This is a genomic window from Serratia sp. 3ACOL1, from assembly GCF_003668775.1.
In the GTDB taxonomy this organism is placed as follows: Bacteria; Pseudomonadota; Gammaproteobacteria; order Enterobacterales; family Enterobacteriaceae; genus Chania; species Chania fonticola.
This window is the reverse complement of record NZ_CP033055.1, coordinates 5323467-5339103: the sequence shown is the minus strand read 5'-3', so window position 1 is coordinate 5339103 and position 15637 is coordinate 5323467. Positions and strand designations below refer to the sequence as shown.

At 54.5% G+C, this 15637-nt stretch carries 14 protein-coding genes; 4 read left to right on the top strand and 10 right to left on the bottom strand.

The window, feature by feature from the left end; translation table 11 throughout:
• Positions 1-29: 29 nt before the first annotated feature.
• Positions 30-968: a bifunctional riboflavin kinase/FAD synthetase gene (ribF, locus tag D9980_RS24265; protein ID WP_121608665.1), complete on the bottom strand. Its 939-nt coding sequence runs from the start codon at positions 966-968 to the stop codon at positions 30-32.
• Between the two features lie 435 nt (positions 969-1403).
• On the opposite strand from ribF, the gene rpsT reads away from it, so the two are divergent.
• A complete protein-coding gene (gene rpsT / locus D9980_RS24255; protein ID WP_024483576.1) occupies positions 1404-1667 on the top strand; it encodes a 30S ribosomal protein S20 in 264 nt (87 codons plus the stop codon).
• 66 nt (positions 1668-1733) lie between these two features.
• Here rpsT and nhaR read toward each other — a convergent pair whose 3' ends face one another.
• The 5 genes from nhaR to D9980_RS26785 form a co-directional block, all read right to left on the bottom strand.
• Positions 1734-2630 (bottom strand): transcriptional activator NhaR, encoded by an 897-nt coding sequence (gene nhaR / locus D9980_RS24250; RefSeq protein ID WP_024527211.1) that lies wholly within the window; start codon positions 2628-2630, stop codon positions 1734-1736.
• Positions 2631-2809: 179 nt separating this feature from the next.
• Entirely contained in the window at positions 2810-3976 is a 1167-nt protein-coding gene (gene nhaA, locus D9980_RS24245; protein ID WP_121608664.1) for a Na+/H+ antiporter NhaA, read from the bottom strand.
• A gap of 280 nt (positions 3977-4256) precedes the next feature.
• The gene (dnaJ, locus tag D9980_RS24240) at positions 4257-5387 is read right to left on the bottom strand and encodes a molecular chaperone DnaJ (protein ID WP_121608663.1); all 1131 of its coding nucleotides are present in this window, start codon (positions 5385-5387) and stop codon (positions 4257-4259) included.
• Positions 5388-5492: 105 nt separating this feature from the next.
• Positions 5493-7409: a molecular chaperone DnaK gene (dnaK, locus tag D9980_RS24235; RefSeq protein ID WP_024483579.1), complete on the bottom strand. Its 1917-nt coding sequence runs from the start codon at positions 7407-7409 to the stop codon at positions 5493-5495.
• Between the two features lie 91 nt (positions 7410-7500).
• Positions 7501-7671 carry a hypothetical protein gene (locus D9980_RS26785; protein WP_162304324.1) on the bottom strand — a complete coding sequence of 57 codons (171 nt, stop codon included), beginning with the start codon at positions 7669-7671 and terminating at the stop codon, positions 7501-7503.
• A gap of 61 nt (positions 7672-7732) precedes the next feature.
• Between D9980_RS26785 and satP the strand changes: the two genes are divergently transcribed.
• A complete protein-coding gene (satP, locus tag D9980_RS24230) occupies positions 7733-8332 on the top strand; it encodes an acetate uptake transporter (protein WP_071682148.1) in 600 nt (199 codons plus the stop codon).
• A gap of 189 nt (positions 8333-8521) precedes the next feature.
• Here the strand turns inward: satP and D9980_RS24225 are convergent, their stop codons facing one another.
• From D9980_RS24225 to tal, 3 genes are all read right to left on the bottom strand, one after another.
• Positions 8522-9814 (bottom strand): MFS transporter, encoded by a 1293-nt coding sequence (locus tag D9980_RS24225; RefSeq protein ID WP_121608662.1) that lies wholly within the window; start codon positions 9812-9814, stop codon positions 8522-8524.
• Positions 9815-9942: 128 nt separating this feature from the next.
• Positions 9943-10530 carry a molybdopterin adenylyltransferase gene (mog, locus tag D9980_RS24220; protein WP_024483581.1) on the bottom strand — a complete coding sequence of 196 codons (588 nt, stop codon included), beginning with the start codon at positions 10528-10530 and terminating at the stop codon, positions 9943-9945.
• A 133-nt stretch (positions 10531-10663) separates the two neighbouring features.
• Positions 10664-11617: a transaldolase gene (gene tal / locus D9980_RS24215; protein WP_121608661.1), complete on the bottom strand. Its 954-nt coding sequence runs from the start codon at positions 11615-11617 to the stop codon at positions 10664-10666.
• Positions 11618-11994: 377 nt separating this feature from the next.
• Here tal and D9980_RS24210 point away from each other — a divergent pair, with 377 nt between their 5' ends.
• Both D9980_RS24210 and yaaA read left to right on the top strand, forming a co-directional pair.
• Positions 11995-13428 (top strand): sodium:alanine symporter family protein, encoded by a 1434-nt coding sequence (locus D9980_RS24210; RefSeq protein WP_121608660.1) that lies wholly within the window; start codon positions 11995-11997, stop codon positions 13426-13428.
• 101 nt (positions 13429-13529) lie between these two features.
• Complete coding sequence (yaaA, locus tag D9980_RS24205) at positions 13530-14303, top strand: peroxide stress protein YaaA (protein ID WP_024483584.1); 774 nt, start codon at positions 13530-13532, stop codon at positions 14301-14303.
• 43 nt (positions 14304-14346) lie between these two features.
• On the opposite strand, the gene thrC is transcribed toward yaaA, so the two are convergent.
• Positions 14347-15636: a threonine synthase gene (thrC, locus tag D9980_RS24200; RefSeq protein WP_121608659.1), complete on the bottom strand. Its 1290-nt coding sequence runs from the start codon at positions 15634-15636 to the stop codon at positions 14347-14349.
• Position 15637 lies beyond the last annotated feature (1 nt).

Below are 15637 nucleotides of genomic sequence, written 5' to 3'. Positions count from 1 at the left end.
AGATTCTCGATCTCGTTTCGGTTCGTAGATTAAGCCGGTGTCTGTAGCCCGAAGAACGTCCGGGCCGTCACCACATCATTGGCGATTTGCTGCTTTAGCGCATCGAGCGAAGCAAAACGCTGTTCATTGCGCAATTTTGCGCGCAGCACCACATCCAGGTGGCGCCCGTAAAGATCCATGGTTACGTCCAGCAGGTGCACTTCCAACTGCTGACGTACGCCTGCCACCGTAGGGCGGGTGCCGATATTGGCCACGCCCGGCAAAGGCTCGGGGCCCAGGCCATACACATCGACGGCATACACCCCTTTCACCGGGGCAACCAGGCGTTTGAGCGGCAGGTTGGCGGTTGGGAAACCAATGGTTCGCCCCAGTTCATCGCCATGCACTACGCGCCCGGAAATACTGTAAGGATGCCCCAGCAGGGTTTCTGCCAGTGGCAAATCATCATCACGCAGCGCATTGCGGATGGCGGTGCTGCTGATGCGCAGGTCGCCTTCACGGAAGCTTGGCGTGCTGACCACCTCAAAGCCGAATTCTTGCCCGGCAAGCTCTAACAGCGGGAAGTCCCCCTGGCGACCAGCACCAAAGCGGAAATCATCGCCCACCATCAGGAATTTTACGCCCAGCTTTTCGACCAGCAGCTCGGCAACGAATGCCTGAGCGGTATGGGCGGCAAAACGGGGATCAAACTTGACGCACAACAGGTAATCAACCCCGGCCTGCGTCAGGTATTTGGCTTTGTCACGTAAACGCGTGAGGCGGGCCGGAGCCTTATCCGCGGCAAACAGTTCCAGCGGCTGTGGCTCAAAGATCATGACGATGACGGGTAACCCCAGGCGCCGCCCTTCCTGCTTCAACTGCCCCAACAGCGCCTTGTGACCGCGATGGACGCCGTCAAAGTTGCCGATGGTGAGCACACAGCCACGGTGGCGTGCCCGGATATTATGGATGCCGCGAATTAGCTGCATAGCTGGCCCAACACAGTGGAAATCGGCGGATTATACCTTGTACAGCGGTCAAGGTTAACCCGCGATTGGTTCCTTTGATGTAATAGTCATACCATACCGGAGGATAATCGCCTTAACCACCGTTTATCTGGCCCAATGCGTGCTATATTAGCGCGCTGATAGCGAGCTTGGCTTCTGGCCGACGCTTGAAAGACGGGGGATAACCCACCAGGACCAACAGCTTGCAGACTGTGATGCAAATCACATGGCGATTTTTCTCGTGAAACACTGTATTCCCATGGCTGAAGCTGGTAAAATCCTGCGCCATCACAACGTAGCAAGTGCCGCCCGTACAAACGGCGCTTATTTGCACAAATCCATTGACAAACGAAGGCTAAAAGGGCATATTCCTCGGCCTTTGAATTGTCCTCAATATATATATTTGGGAGTTGGACCTTGGCTAATATCAAATCAGCTAAGAAACGCGCCATACAGTCTGAGAAACGTCGCAAGCATAACGCTAGCCGTCGCTCAATGGTGCGTACCTTCATTAAGAAGGTTGACGCAGCTATCGCAGCTGGCGACAAAGACGCAGCACAAAACGCATTCCTCGTAATGCAACCACTTGTGGATCGCCAGGCTGCTAAAGGCCTGATCCACAAAAACAAAGCAGCGCGTCATAAGTCAAACCTGACGGCGCGTATCAACGCAATGCAATAAGCATTACGTTGTGTGCTTGTTAAAAAAACCGGCCTCGGCCGGTTTTTTTACGCCTGGCGTTCAAGCCTACAGCGCGAACAACGCCGAGAAGTCCTTGTTGCATACCCGCTGTACCGCCGGGTGCTGGATCATTCGCTCGGCAAAAATGATGTAATACTCTTCCTGCACGCTATCGACACGCCCGATCTCCACCACGTCATCATCGCTATAGGTATCCAGCGCATACAGCGTTGGCGCCACGAAGATCGCATTATGGTACAGGCCGAAAGCCTTCATCAGGGCCGCATCGTCAAACTCCCCCAGTATTTCGACCTTGATACCTTGCGTGTTGAACCAGTTGAGCAGCTTGCGCCCCAGCATTGAACGCCTTCCCGGGATCAGCAAGCGGCGCTGTTCCAGACAGGCCGGAAACGGTAAATCGGGTATCGGCTGACGACAGAAGAAACTGACCCCACACTCGCCCAGCTTAAGCGAAAACAAGCCTTCCTGCTGGCTGGAGTCGACCGGGCAATCCGACAGGATCATATCCAGCTTATGCTGGCTCAGTTGCTCCAACAGCATCTCATGGGTTGATTCAAAACAGCGCAGGTGGATCTGCTCGTTGTCCACCACCGCCGTTTCCAAGACCTGGCTGACCAGACGTTTGGATAGCGCATCCGCGACGCCCACGTCAAACAGCAGGTTGGACTCCTTGCGGTAGTTGACGATATCCAGCATTTCCTGGCTGAGCATAAACATCTTGTCGGCATAGCGGAACACCAGTTGGCCTAGCTCGGAGGGTACCAGCCCGCGCCCCTGGCGTTTGAACAACTTACCGTTGAGCCGTTCTTCCAGTGCCTTGATTTGGCCGGTGATGGTCTGCGGCGTGAGGAACAGGGCTTCTGCCGCTCCCACGACCGACCCCTCCTTGCAGACCTGCCAGAAGTAATACAGATGGTTAAAGTTGATATGAGACATTCTCAAAACGTTCTCTCCTTAGGTTTCTCATCGGCAAACGGTCTGCCGTGATGAGCGACAAACTCCCTATCGTTAATTTCGGACAACGCAAAGTTATCTTTAATCCCAAGTGCAGCGTGGCTGACGAAGCCACGCTGCCGCTACTATTGTAATAGCCCTTCAGCAACGAGGGGTAAACACAAAGGTCATCGGCTGCGAGGCAAGCTCAAACGCAACAGGCCGTAACCTACTACCGCAGCGCTGGTCGATCCCAATAGTATGCCTAATTTGGCATAGGTACTGAGAGCCACATCCGCATCGGCGAAGGCCAATGAGGCAATAAAAATCGACATGGTGAAACCAATACCACAGAGCACGGCCACGGCAAACACCTGTTTAAAGCCGATATCCTGCGGCAAACGGGCAATCCCCAGCTTCACCGCCAGCCAGCAGAAGACGAAAATCCCCAGCGGCTTGCCAATAAACAGCCCGGCAGCAATCCCCAGCGGCAGCAGTGAAGTCAACCCGCTCAAAGACACCCCTTGCAACGAGACACCCGCGTTGGCAAAGGCGAACAGCGGCAGGATCAGGAAGGCGACCCAAGGGTGCAGCTCATGCTCCAGGGTTTCAGAGGGCGAAGGTTCACTCTTGGCGTTCAGCGGGATCATAAAGCCGACAATCACCCCCGCCAGCGTAGCGTGAACGCCTGACTTGAGGATCGCTACCCACAGCACCAATCCGACCATCATATAAAGCGAGGTCTTACCCACTCCCCGCCAGTTCATTAGCGCCAATACCGCAATCGCGGCAGCCGCAACACCCAGCGCCACCATCGAGACTTGATGGGTGTAGAACAACGCGATAATGATGATGACCCCAAGGTCATCGATAATCGCCAAGGCCAGCAGGAATACTTTCAGGCTGGTCGGCACCCGGTTGCCCAGTAAGGCCATCACCCCCAAGGCAAAGGCAATATCCGTTGCCGCCGGGATCGCCCAGCCCTGACGGGTCACTTCATCGGCACCGTTGAACAACAGATAGATCAGCGCCGGAGCCAGCATGCCGCCTAACGCGGCAATCGCCGGGAAGATAGCCTTCTCACGCCCAGCCAGGGAGCCTTGCAGCAGTTCACGTTTGACTTCAAGCCCCACCACCAGGAAGAAGATGGCCATTAAACCGTCGTTAATCCACAGCAGCAGCGGTTTGGCAATTTCCAGCGAGGCGATGCTGACCGCCACCGGTAAATTAAGGAAGGCCTGATACAGCCCCTGTACGGGGGTATTGGCCATGATCAAAGCCACCACGGCGGCAGCGATCAGAATAATGCCCCCAGCGGCTTCTTGACGCAGAAATTGACGAATAATAGTAGTCACAGTAAGTCGCTCCAAAATGCCCATCGTCTTTCAAGCTGCAACTCGAAATCCATAGGGCATAGATAATGGGGGCAAAGCGCCCCGGTTTCCAGACAATGAAACGAGTATAGTCGAGTAATCACCTCGAAAAAATCAGTTTATAAATGCAAAATAACTCGATAAAACCGATCTGTTTGAGCTGTATATCACACTTTTCATAGGGGCATTCAGGCAGCAAAAGATAAAAAAACCCCGGTTTGCTTAAACCGGGGTTTGAGGATTGATGCGCGGGGAACGTTGATTAACGAGTCAGGTCGTCAAAAAACTTTTTCACGCCGTCGAAGAAGCTTTTCGAACGCGGGCTGTTTTTATCCCCAGAAGGGCCACCCAGGCTCTCTTCCAGCTCTTTGAGCAGCTGCTTCTGCTTCTCGTTCAGACTCACCGGCGTTTCTACCACCACGCGGCACAGCAGGTCACCCTGGCTGCCACCCCGTACCGATTTCACCCCTTTGCCACGCATACGGAACAGTTTACCGGTCTGAGTTTCCGCCGGGACTTTCAGCTTGACGCGGCCATCCAGCGTTGGCACTTCAATCTCGCCACCCAAAGCAGCCATAGCAAAGTTGATCGGCACTTCACAGTAGAGGTTATTGCCTTCACGCTCAAAGATCGGGTGAGCACTCACCTGAACCTGAACGTACAGATCCCCTGCTGGCGCACCGTGTTCACCGGCTTCACCTTCACCCGACAGGCGGATGCGGTCGCCAGTATCTACGCCCGCCGGGATTTTCACCGACAGGGTTTTGGATTTCTCTACGCGACCGTGGCCGTGACATTTATTGCACGGATCCTTGATGATCTGACCACGCCCGTGGCAGTGCGGACAAGCCTGCTGCACGGTGAAGAACCCTTGGCGCATCTGCACCTGGCCCTGACCATGACAGGTCGGACAGGTTGCCGGCGAACTGCCCGGCTTGGCACCGTTGCCATGGCAGACATCACACTCTTCCAGCGTTGGAATACGGATCTCTTTGGTCACGCCACGCACGGCTTCTTCGAGCGTCAGATCCATGTTGTAACGCAAATCGGATCCACGGCTGGCACGTTGACGGCGTCCGCCACCAAAGATATCGCCAAACACGTCGCCAAAGATATCGCTGAAGTCGGCACCGCCGCCACCAAAGCCACCACCACCGCCCATACCACCTTGCTCAAAGGCCGCATGGCCGTATTGATCGTAGGCAGCACGTTTTTGATCGTCGGTCAGGATCTCGTAGGCTTCCTTGACCTCTTTAAACTGGCTTTCGGCGTCTTTTTCCTGATTACGATCAGGGTGATACTTCATCGCCAGGCGCTTATACGCCTTTTTGATTTCGCGCTCGTCTGCCGTCTTGGCAACGCCGAGCACCTCGTAATAATCTCTCTTCGCCATTATTTCTCTTACCCTTAACATGCGTGCACGGGCGTAGAGTTGCCTCGACGCCCGTGCTGGTTTCCGGTTACGGCCTGTGACCGCACCGTGCCCGCTTAAGGGCGATTATTTTTTGTCTTTAACTTCTTCAAACTCGGCGTCAACCACGTCGTCGTCTTTCTGCGCCGCGTTGTCTGCACCGGCATCAGCACCCTGTGCCTGCTGCGCTTGAGCCTGGGCCATTTCCATCAGTTTGCCGGAAACCTGCACCAGAGCCTGGGTTTTCGCTTCGATTTCGGCTTTATCTTCGCCTTTCACCGCCGCTTCCAGATCTTTCAGCGCGCTCTCGATAGCGGTTTTGTCTTCAGCTGGCAATTGCTCGCCCGCTTCTTCCAACTGCTTACGAGTACCGTGGATCAGGTGATCCGCCTGGTTACGAGTTTGCACCAGTTCTTCGAACTTACGGTCAGCTTCAGCGTTCACTTCGGCATCGCGTACCATTTTCTGGATTTCTTCTTCGTTCAGACCTGAAGACGCCTTGATGGTGATCTTCTGCTCACGGCCGGTGTTCTTGTCTTTCGCAGACACGTGCAGAATACCGTCGGCATCGATATCGAAGGTCACTTCGATCTGTGCCATACCGCGTGGTGCCGGCTGGATGCCGTCCAGGTTGAACTGGCCCAGTGACTTGTTGTCATTGGCACGTTTACGCTCACCCTGCAGCACATGGATGGTCACCGCTGCCTGGTTGTCTTCGGCAGTAGAGAACACCTGGCTGTGCTTGGTCGGGATAGTGGTGTTTTTGGTGATCAGCGGCGTCATTACGCTGCCCATGGTTTCGATACCCAGTGACAGTGGGGTAACGTCCAGCAGCAATACGTCTTTCACATCACCGGCCAACACACCGCCCTGAACCGCAGCACCAACGGCAACCGCTTCGTCCGGGTTAACGTCTTTACGTGGTTCTTTACCGAAGAAGTCAGCAACTTTCTTCTGAACCATAGGCATACGGGTCTGGCCACCGACCAGGATCACGTCCTGAATGTCAGAAACCGACAGGCCTGCATCTTTCAGTGCCACTTTCAGCGGCTCGATAGAACGAGCAACCAGATCTTCTACCAGCGACTCGAGTTTTGCACGGGTCACTTTGATGTTCATGTGTTTTGGACCGCTGCCATCTGCAGTGATGTACGGCAGGTTGACGTCGGTCTGTTGAGCGGAGGACAGCTCGATCTTGGCTTTTTCAGCGGCTTCTTTCAGACGCTGCATCGCCAACGGATCGTTGCGCAGATCCATGCCCTGCTCTTTCTTGAACTCTTCCACCAGATAGTTGATCAGGCGGCTGTCGAAGTCTTCACCACCCAGGTGGGTATCACCGTTGGTCGCCAGAACTTCGAAGGTTTTTTCACCGTCAACGTCGTCGATCTCAATGATTGAGATATCGAAAGTACCGCCACCCAGGTCATAAACCGCGATGGTACGGTTGCCCACTTCTTTGTCCAGGCCATAAGCCAGGGCCGCAGCAGTCGGTTCGTTGATGATACGTTTCACTTCCAGACCTGCGATACGGCCAGCATCTTTGGTCGCCTGACGCTGAGCATCGTTGAAGTAGGCAGGAACGGTGATAACCGCTTCAGTTACCGGCTCACCCAGGTAATCTTCCGCCGTTTTCTTCATTTTCTTCAGGACTTCCGCAGAGATCTGCGGAGGTGCCATTCTCTGGCCCTTCACTTCCAGCCAGGCGTCACCGTTATCGGCAGCGACGATGTTGTAAGGCATGATAGCCTTGTCACGCTGTGCTTCTTCATCCTGGAAGCGACGGCCAATCAGGCGCTTGATCGCAAACAGGGTGTTTTGTGGGTTGGTAACAGCCTGACGCTTAGCAGGCTGGCCAACCAGAATTTCACCATCCTGGGTATATGCGATGATTGAAGGAGTGGTGCGATCGCCTTCGGCATTCTCCAGCACGCGCGCCTTGCCACCATCCATAATTGCTACACAAGAGTTGGTTGTACCCAGGTCGATACCAATAATTTTGCCCATCTAAACATCTCCACTAATAAATTCATAATCGGTCAGGTTGCTAACTATATGCGGGCGTTTTTTTGCTTTTCAACTGCCCGGCATCTCAGTGTTACCCGCGGTCAGCAACTGCGGTTGCCAATAAGATGGGGCCATCCACACCAGCATCAAGGGGCAGGGCAAAAAAAATTTCGTTTTTATCCGCAGCAAGATCATTGTTTCCTGACGTGGGGATCATTATGATGCCGCGCGCTCTGATGGAAGTTATGGTTTTTTCGGCCATTCAGACCATTTATTAAATTACCTATCCATTTTCGTTACAATTCTGTTATCGCAGAGGACATATGCACTCCAACAAGTTGGCAAATCCCGGCCCCCTGGGTCTGATGGGCTTCGGGATGACTACCGTCTTGCTGAACCTGCACAACGCGGGCTTTTTCCCACTGACTTCCGTCATCATCAGTATGGGGATTTTCTTCGGTGGCATGGCTCAGATTTTTGCCGGTATTCTTGAGTTCAAGAAAGGCAACACCTTCGGCTTGACCGCCTTCACCTCTTACGGCTGCTTCTGGCTGAGTCTGGTAGGCATCCTGCTGCTGCCACGCATGGGCCTGGCAGAACCGACCGACGCGAACGTCCTCGGCATCTACCTTGCTCTGTGGGGCATCTTCACCCTGTTCATGTTCTTCGGCACGCTGCGCACCAACCGTGGGTTGCAGTTCGTGTTTGCCAGCCTGACCGTGCTGTTCGCACTGCTGGCCGTCGGCAACATCACCGGTAACCACGCGATCCTGACGTTCGCCGGTTACGAAGGCATCATCTGTGGCGCCAGCGCAATCTATCTGGCGATGGCTGAGGTGATCAACGAACAGTTGGGCCGCACCGTACTGCCAATTGGTCCGGTGGAAGCTCAGCAGGCAACGCCAGCTGCTGTCACTGCCTGATACCCGTCGTCTTTCAAACTGCAGCGTTGTTACCTGCACTTACTCACCCCAGTCACTTACCCAAAAGTAAGCTCCTGGGGATGAGTAAGCTTGTCGCCTAGCCGCAGCTTGAAATCCATAGGGTATATGATGAAAATAAAAAACCCCTGCGATGCTTAATCGCAGAGTTTTTTATTGGGCGAAAATCGCTTAGTTCAAGAGCGGTTTTTCACTGTTCAGGTCGCGACGCAGGTAGATCCCCAGCAGCAGGCCAAGCGTCGATAACGCCAGCATATAGTAAGCGGGCGCTAACGGGGTTAACTTCATGATCAGCGTGACAAATACCGGAGTTAAACCCCCAAAAATCGCGTATGCCACGTTGTAGGAGAACGAAATCCCGCTAAATCGCACTTCCGCCGGGAAAGCCCGCACCAGTACGTAAGGAACCGCGCCGACGATCCCCACGCTGAAGCCAACCAGCGCATAGGTGGCAAACAGCATTTCTGGATGTGTTGCCACCGACTGATAGAACAGCCAACTGCACCCTGCCAACAGCACACTGCCGACGATAAAGGTTTTGCTGGCGCCAAAGCGGTCCGCCGCCGAACCAGAAACGATGCAGCCAGCAAACAGCATGATGATCGCGATGCTGTTGGCTTGCAGTGACAACGCCGGGGCTATGGCAAACTGTTTTTGCAGGTAGGTTGGCGTCATCAGGATCACCACCACAATGCCTGCCGACAACAGCCAGGTCAGCAGCATCGAGACTGCGATCTCTTTGCGGTGATTCATCACCACCGATTTCAGCGGCAACTCTTCTGCCAGCGCCTTACGCGCCTGCATCTCGATAAAGATTGGGGTTTCCTGCAACCAGCGGCGTAGATACATGGCAAACAGGCCAAAAATACCGCCCAGGAAGAACGGAATACGCCAGCCACCGTCATGAATGGCCTGTTGGCTGAGCGTGGTATTGATAATCGTGGCCACCAGCGAGCCGAGCAGGATACCGGCTGTCAGGCCAGCAGTGAGCGTGCCACAGGCAAAACCAACGCGTTTGCGCGGCACATGCTCCGCCACAAATACCCAGGCACCAGGGACTTCACCACCGATCGCCGCGCCTTGCAGAACCCGCATCAACAGCAGCAGCAACGGTGCGGCGATGCCGATACTGGCGTAGGTGGGCAGCATCCCCATCGCCAGCGTCGGTAACGCCATCAGCAGGATGCTCAGGCTGAACATCTTTTTACGGCCCACCAGATCGCCGAAGTGCGCCATGATAATGCCGCCCAGTGGCCGAGCCAGATAGCCCGCCGCAAAGATACCGAAGGTCTGCACCTGGCGCAGCCACTCAGGCATATCCGCCGGGAAGAACAGATCGCCCATTACCGCGGCAAAGAAAACAAAAATGATGAAGTCATAAAACTCCAACGCACCGCCCAGGGCAGCCAACGTCAGAGTCTTATAATCTTGCCGGTTGAGCCGACGATTATTATCGTGATGCATAAGATACCGTTAGAGGAAACAGGAAAGACACAGAAAGCATAATGGCTGACTGTAAAAAGTTTCTTACTATAACGGCAAAATACTTTCACACCAGATGCGCTGAAGGTTATCCCGCAGATTGCTGAAATTTAGAGATTTATCTCGCGCCGCGCATTCTTGGGACGAAATGCTGCTACCACGGCCTCGTGGGTCTCTACATAAGGGCCTTCGAGCAGTTGGATGCAATAAGGCACGCTGGCAAAAATACCGTGCACCACCACCTTGCCTGCCTCGTCCTTCACCCCTTCCAGCGTTTCTTTAATCGATTTGGGTTGCCCCGGCAGGTTGATGATCAACGCCTGTTTACGGATCGCCCCAACCTGGCGTGAAAGAATTGCCGTTGGCACATAGTGTAGGCTGATTTGGCGCATTTGCTCGCCAAAACCAGGCATCACGCGATCGGCAATCGCCAACGTAGCATCGGGAGTGACGTCACGCCGGGACGGGCCGGTACCGCCGGTAGTCAGCACCAGATGGCAGCCCATTTCATCAACCAGCTCACACAACGTATGCTCAATCAACGTCTGCTCGTCTGGGATCAGCCGGGTCTCCAGGGTGAACGGCGTCGCCAAAGCGCTGCCCAACCACTCTTCCAGCGCCGGGATCCCTTTATCCTGATAAACGCCCCCTGAAGCGCGGTCCGAAATAGAAACCAAACCAATGCGTAATGTATCCATGTTTTACCTCTGTCTTTTGCCCCGGTTACCGAAGGGATATTAATGACGGGAGTATAGGGGGTTTGTCCGATGAGGTGGATATTCAGATATAAAAAAAGGTGGCCGAGGCCACCTTCTGCACGACTTTTCGTAATTACAGCAAGTCGGCGATCATTTTTTCCAGCTTGCCCTGGTCTACGGCAAACTTGCGGATACCGTCGGTCAGTTTCTCAACCGCCATTGGATCCTGGTTGTGCTGCCAGTAGAACTCAGGCTCGGTCAGCGGTGCCGGACGCGCTTTCACTTCGCCGGTATAAGACAGTTTACGCTCCAGTGCGCCTTCGCTCTCTGCCAGCTCTTTCAGCAGTGCAGGTGCGATAGTCAGACGATCGCAGCCCGCCAGTTCGATGATTTCACCGACGTTACGGAAGCTGGCGCCCATCACCACGGTTTCATAGCCGTGCTGCTTGTAGTACTGATAAATTTCGGACACCGAAACCACGCCCGGATCTTCGTGCGGGGCAAACTCTTTCTTGTCGCCATTGGCTTTGTACCAGTCAAGGATACGGCCAACGAACGGCGAGATCAGGTACACGCCAGCTTCGGCGCAGGCACGTGCCTGAGCGAAGGAGAACAGCAACGTCAGGTTACAGTTGATGCCTTCTTTTTCCAGACGCTTGGCAGCACGGATACCCTGCCAGGTGGAGGCCAGCTTGATCAGGATGCGATCGTTACTGATGCCCGCTTCGTTATACAGTTTGATCAGGCGCTTGGCTTTGGCAACGCTGGCTTCGGTATCATAAGACAGACGCGCGTCCACTTCGGTGGAAATGCGGCCCGGGACCAGTTTCAGGATCTCCAGACCAATGTTGACGGCCAGCTTGTCTGCGGCATCGGCAACCTGCTGATCGCGATCGCTGCTCTGCTCGCGCGCCCAGGCAATGGCTTCATCGATCAGTTTACGGTATTCAGGAATTTGCGCTGCGTTGAGGATCAGCGAAGGGTTGGTGGTGGCATCTTGCGGTTGATATAGCTTCATTGCAGCGATATCACCCGTATCCGCAACTACCGTAGTCAGCTGGCGTAGGGACGTTAATTTATCGGTCATGTTGGCATTATCTCATCGTTTGTGCATGAACTTTTGGCATCGTTCAACCATGCCTTGTCCTGATAATAACATGCACGTAGCCCGGCGCAAGGCAGGAAAATCACGCGCTGGCGGCGGTTGTTTTATCCTTGCACGAGCAACCGGTTACGCACCGATAATTCGCAATTACCGAAGCAATGCCACGGCATTAACGCGCTATCCCGCCTGGAAATTATGTTAAATTCCCGCCAGCTGTTTTATTCACCTAAAACCCAAAAGAAGGCTGTAATTCCCGTCAATGGGATGATTTTAGCCAAGTTCTTGTCGAGAACTGACTCAAGTTTTCCGAACCAAGGTCGAAGACCCTGAGGAGCAGTAATCTTAACAAGGAGAAACACGTGACGGATCTGATTAACTTTATCAATAACATCCTGTGGAGTTCAGTACTGATCTATTTGCTGTTGGGTGCCGGCATCTACTTCACCTTACGTACCCGCTTTATTCAAATTCGTCACTTCAACCATATGTTTTCCGTGCTGAAGAACAGCACCAAAAGCGACGGTGTGGGTATTTCATCCTTCCAGGCACTATGTACTTCTCTAGCCGCTCGTGTCGGCACCAACAACCTTACCGGCGTGGCGATAGCGCTTACGGCTGGCGGCCCCGGCGCCATCTTCTGGATGTGGGTGATCGCGTTTATCGGCATGGCGACCTCTTTCATTGAGAGCACCCTGGCGCAGCTCTACAAAACCAAAGACGATAACGGCCACTACCGTGGCGGCCCTGCTTACTATATGGAAAAAGGGTTGGGCATGCGCTGGATGGGTGTGATGTTCTCCATTTTCCTGCTGATCGCTTTCGGCCTGGTGTTCAATGCGGTACAGGCCAACTCCATCGCCCTGGCCAGCTCGGTGGCCTTCAACATCGACCCCATGTACGTCGGCATAGTGTTGGTGGTGCTGAGCGCCATGGTGATCTTCGGCGGTATCCGTTCCATCGCCCGCGTCGCAGAAAAAATCGTGCCGTTTATGGCCTTGGCTTACCTGCTACTGACGCTGTGGATCATCGGCCTGAATATCGAGCATATGCCAGCTATCCTGGCGTTGATCTTCAAAAGCGCTTTTGGCCTGCAGGAAGTCGCTGCCGGTACCCTGGGTTACGGGATCTCGCAGGCCATGACTCAGGGTATACAACGCGGGCTATTTTCTAACGAAGGCGGGATGGGGTCGGCCCCCAACGTGGCAGCTTCCGCTACCCCTTATCCGCCACACCCTGCCTCGCAGGGCTATGTGCAGATGCTTGGCGCATTTGTCGATACCATCGTCATCTGTAGCGCAACGGCAGCGATAATCTTGGCCTCTGGTGCACTGGATAGCCCCCCATCCGACATCAGCGGCATCGATCTGACCCAGCGGGCCATGGCCAGCGCCGTCGGTTCCTGGGGCGCGCCCTTTGTCGTGATTGCCGTATTCCTGTTTGCCTTTACCACTATCATTGCCAATTATGCCTATGCCGAGAACAACCTGATCTTCCTCAAGCACCACCATCCGACCAAACTGACGATTTTTCGCTGCTTTGCCTTGGGTATGGTGATGTTTGGCTCAATGGCAGAATTATCCACGGTGTGGAAAATGGCGGATATCTCGATGGCGCTGATGGCGATCACCAATCTGACCGCTATCTTGTTACTGTCCGACGTGGCCTTCAAATTGGCCAGGGATTACAACCACCAACGTTCACTCGGCAAGCTGCCCACCTTTGACATCAACCATTACCCGGAGCTGGGGTCGCAACTCGAACCGGGGATCTGGAAGCCGAGCAGGCAGCGTTAAACCTCCAGGGCGTGCGTAAAGTGCGCCCTATCACAGCCATACCTCCTGGTCTTGCGCGCTTTTTGCTACAGTAGCCACATGTTGATAAACAGGATGTGACCATGCTTATTATTATTTCACCTGCCAAAACCCTGGATTATGCAAGCCCGTTAGCCACCGAACGCTTTACCCAGCCCGAATTGTTGGATCAGTCGCAAAAGCTGATCAAAATCTGCCGTAAGCTGACCCCGGCGCAAATTTCCGGCCTGATGAGCATCAGCGATAAGCTCGCGGGCCTGAATGCCGCACGCTTTGGAGAATGGCAGCCTGACTTCACCCCGGACAATGCTCGTCAGGCGCTGTTGGCGTTTAAAGGCGACGTTTATACCGGCTTACAGGCGCAAGACTTCAGCGAAGAGGATTTCGACTTCGCACAGCAGCATCTGCGGATGCTCTCTGGCCTGTACGGGGTGCTGCGTCCGCTGGACCTGATGATGCCTTACCGGCTGGAGATGGGGATCAAGCTGGAGAACCCGAAGGGCAAAGACTTGTACAGCTTCTGGGGCGATCGGATCACCGCAAAACTGAATCAGGCCCTGGAGCAGCAAGGCGATGATGTGGTGGTGAACCTGGCTTCGGATGAATACTTCAAATCGGTAAAACCAGCCAAGCTGCACGGTTCGCTGATCAAACCGGTATTCCTGGACGAGAAAAACGGCAAGTACAAAGTCATCAGTTTCTACGCCAAGAAAGCGCGTGGGCTGATGAGCCGCTTTATCATCAAAAATCGCTTGGAGCGCAGAGAACAGCTGGTTGATTTCAATCTGGAAGGGTATGCCTTCGATGAGGCGGCTTCGGCGGGTAATGAGCTGGTGTTCAAACGCCCGGAGCAGTGAGAAATCCGTTCCCTCTCCCGACAAGGAGAGGGAACGGGTTTTGTCAGACTGGCAACGTCATCATGAATTGACGCAGCGCGGCAAAGTCCGCTGCCATGTTATGCGACAACAGCGGCAACTGTGCACGCACCGCCAAGGCCTGTGGCAGCGGTAACTCCTGGCCGAGGATCTCTTCGACGCTTTCCTTGAACTTGGCCGGATGTGCCGTGCCCAGGAACAGGCCAAACTCCCCTGCTTGCAGTTGATCGCGCAGAACGCGGTAGGCGATCGCCGCATGAGGCTCTGAAAGGTAGCCCAAAGCAGCCAACTCTTTCATGGTTTCCTTGGTGGTTTCATCACTCACCGCGCCATGAGCCAACTCCTTCAACTGCCAGATTTTACGGCGGAACAACTCTTCCACACGCGGCCAGTTATTCGGCTGGCTGACGTCCATCGCGTTGGATAACGTCGCCACAGTGGTGTTTGGTTCCCATTGGCCAGTAGTCAGGAAGCGTGGCACGGTGTCGTTAGCGTTGGTAGCGGCAATAAAGCGTTTCACCGGCAGCCCCAGGGATTTCGCCAGCAACCCGGCGGTCAAGTCACCAAAGTTGCCGCTTGGCACGGAAACCACCAACTGATTGCGGGCTTCCTGCGGCAGTTGCGCCACCGCTTCAAAGTAGTAGCAGATTTGCGCCAGCAGGCGGCTGATATTGATCGAGTTGGCCGAGTTAAGGTGTACCGCCTCTTTCAGCTCCTGATCGTCAAACGCCTGCTTGACCAACGCCTGGCAGGCGTCAAAGTCGCCATCGATAGCGATGGTGTGGATGTTGCCACCCAACGTGCAGAACAGCTTTTCCTGCAGCAAACTGATCTTGCCCTGTGGATAGAGGATCACCACGCGCACGTTTTTCAGGCCGTAGAAGGCATGAGCAACGGCAGCGCCGGTATCACCGGAGGTTGCAGTCAAGATGGTTACTGGCTGGTCGCCCGCGACTTCCGCCAGCATCTGCGCCATAAAGCGGCCGCCGAAGTCTTTGAACGCCAGCGTCGGGCCGTGGAACAGCTCCAGGCAGGCTACATCGCTCTCCACCTGCGCCACCGGGGCCGGGAACTCAAACGCGGCCTTCACTCGCTTGTACAGCGCCTCTTCGCCGATCTCGTCGCCAATAAAAGCGGACAGGATCTTGCTGCTACGAGTGACAAAGTCCATCTCCAGCAGCTTATCAATCTCGGTCAGTTCGAATTCTGGCAGTTCCAGCGGGAAAAACAGCCCTTGCTGCTTACCCAGGCCCTGTTTGATAGCCTGCGCGAAGCTGACCTGTTCGTTATGATCTTTCAGATTGTACAGTTTCATG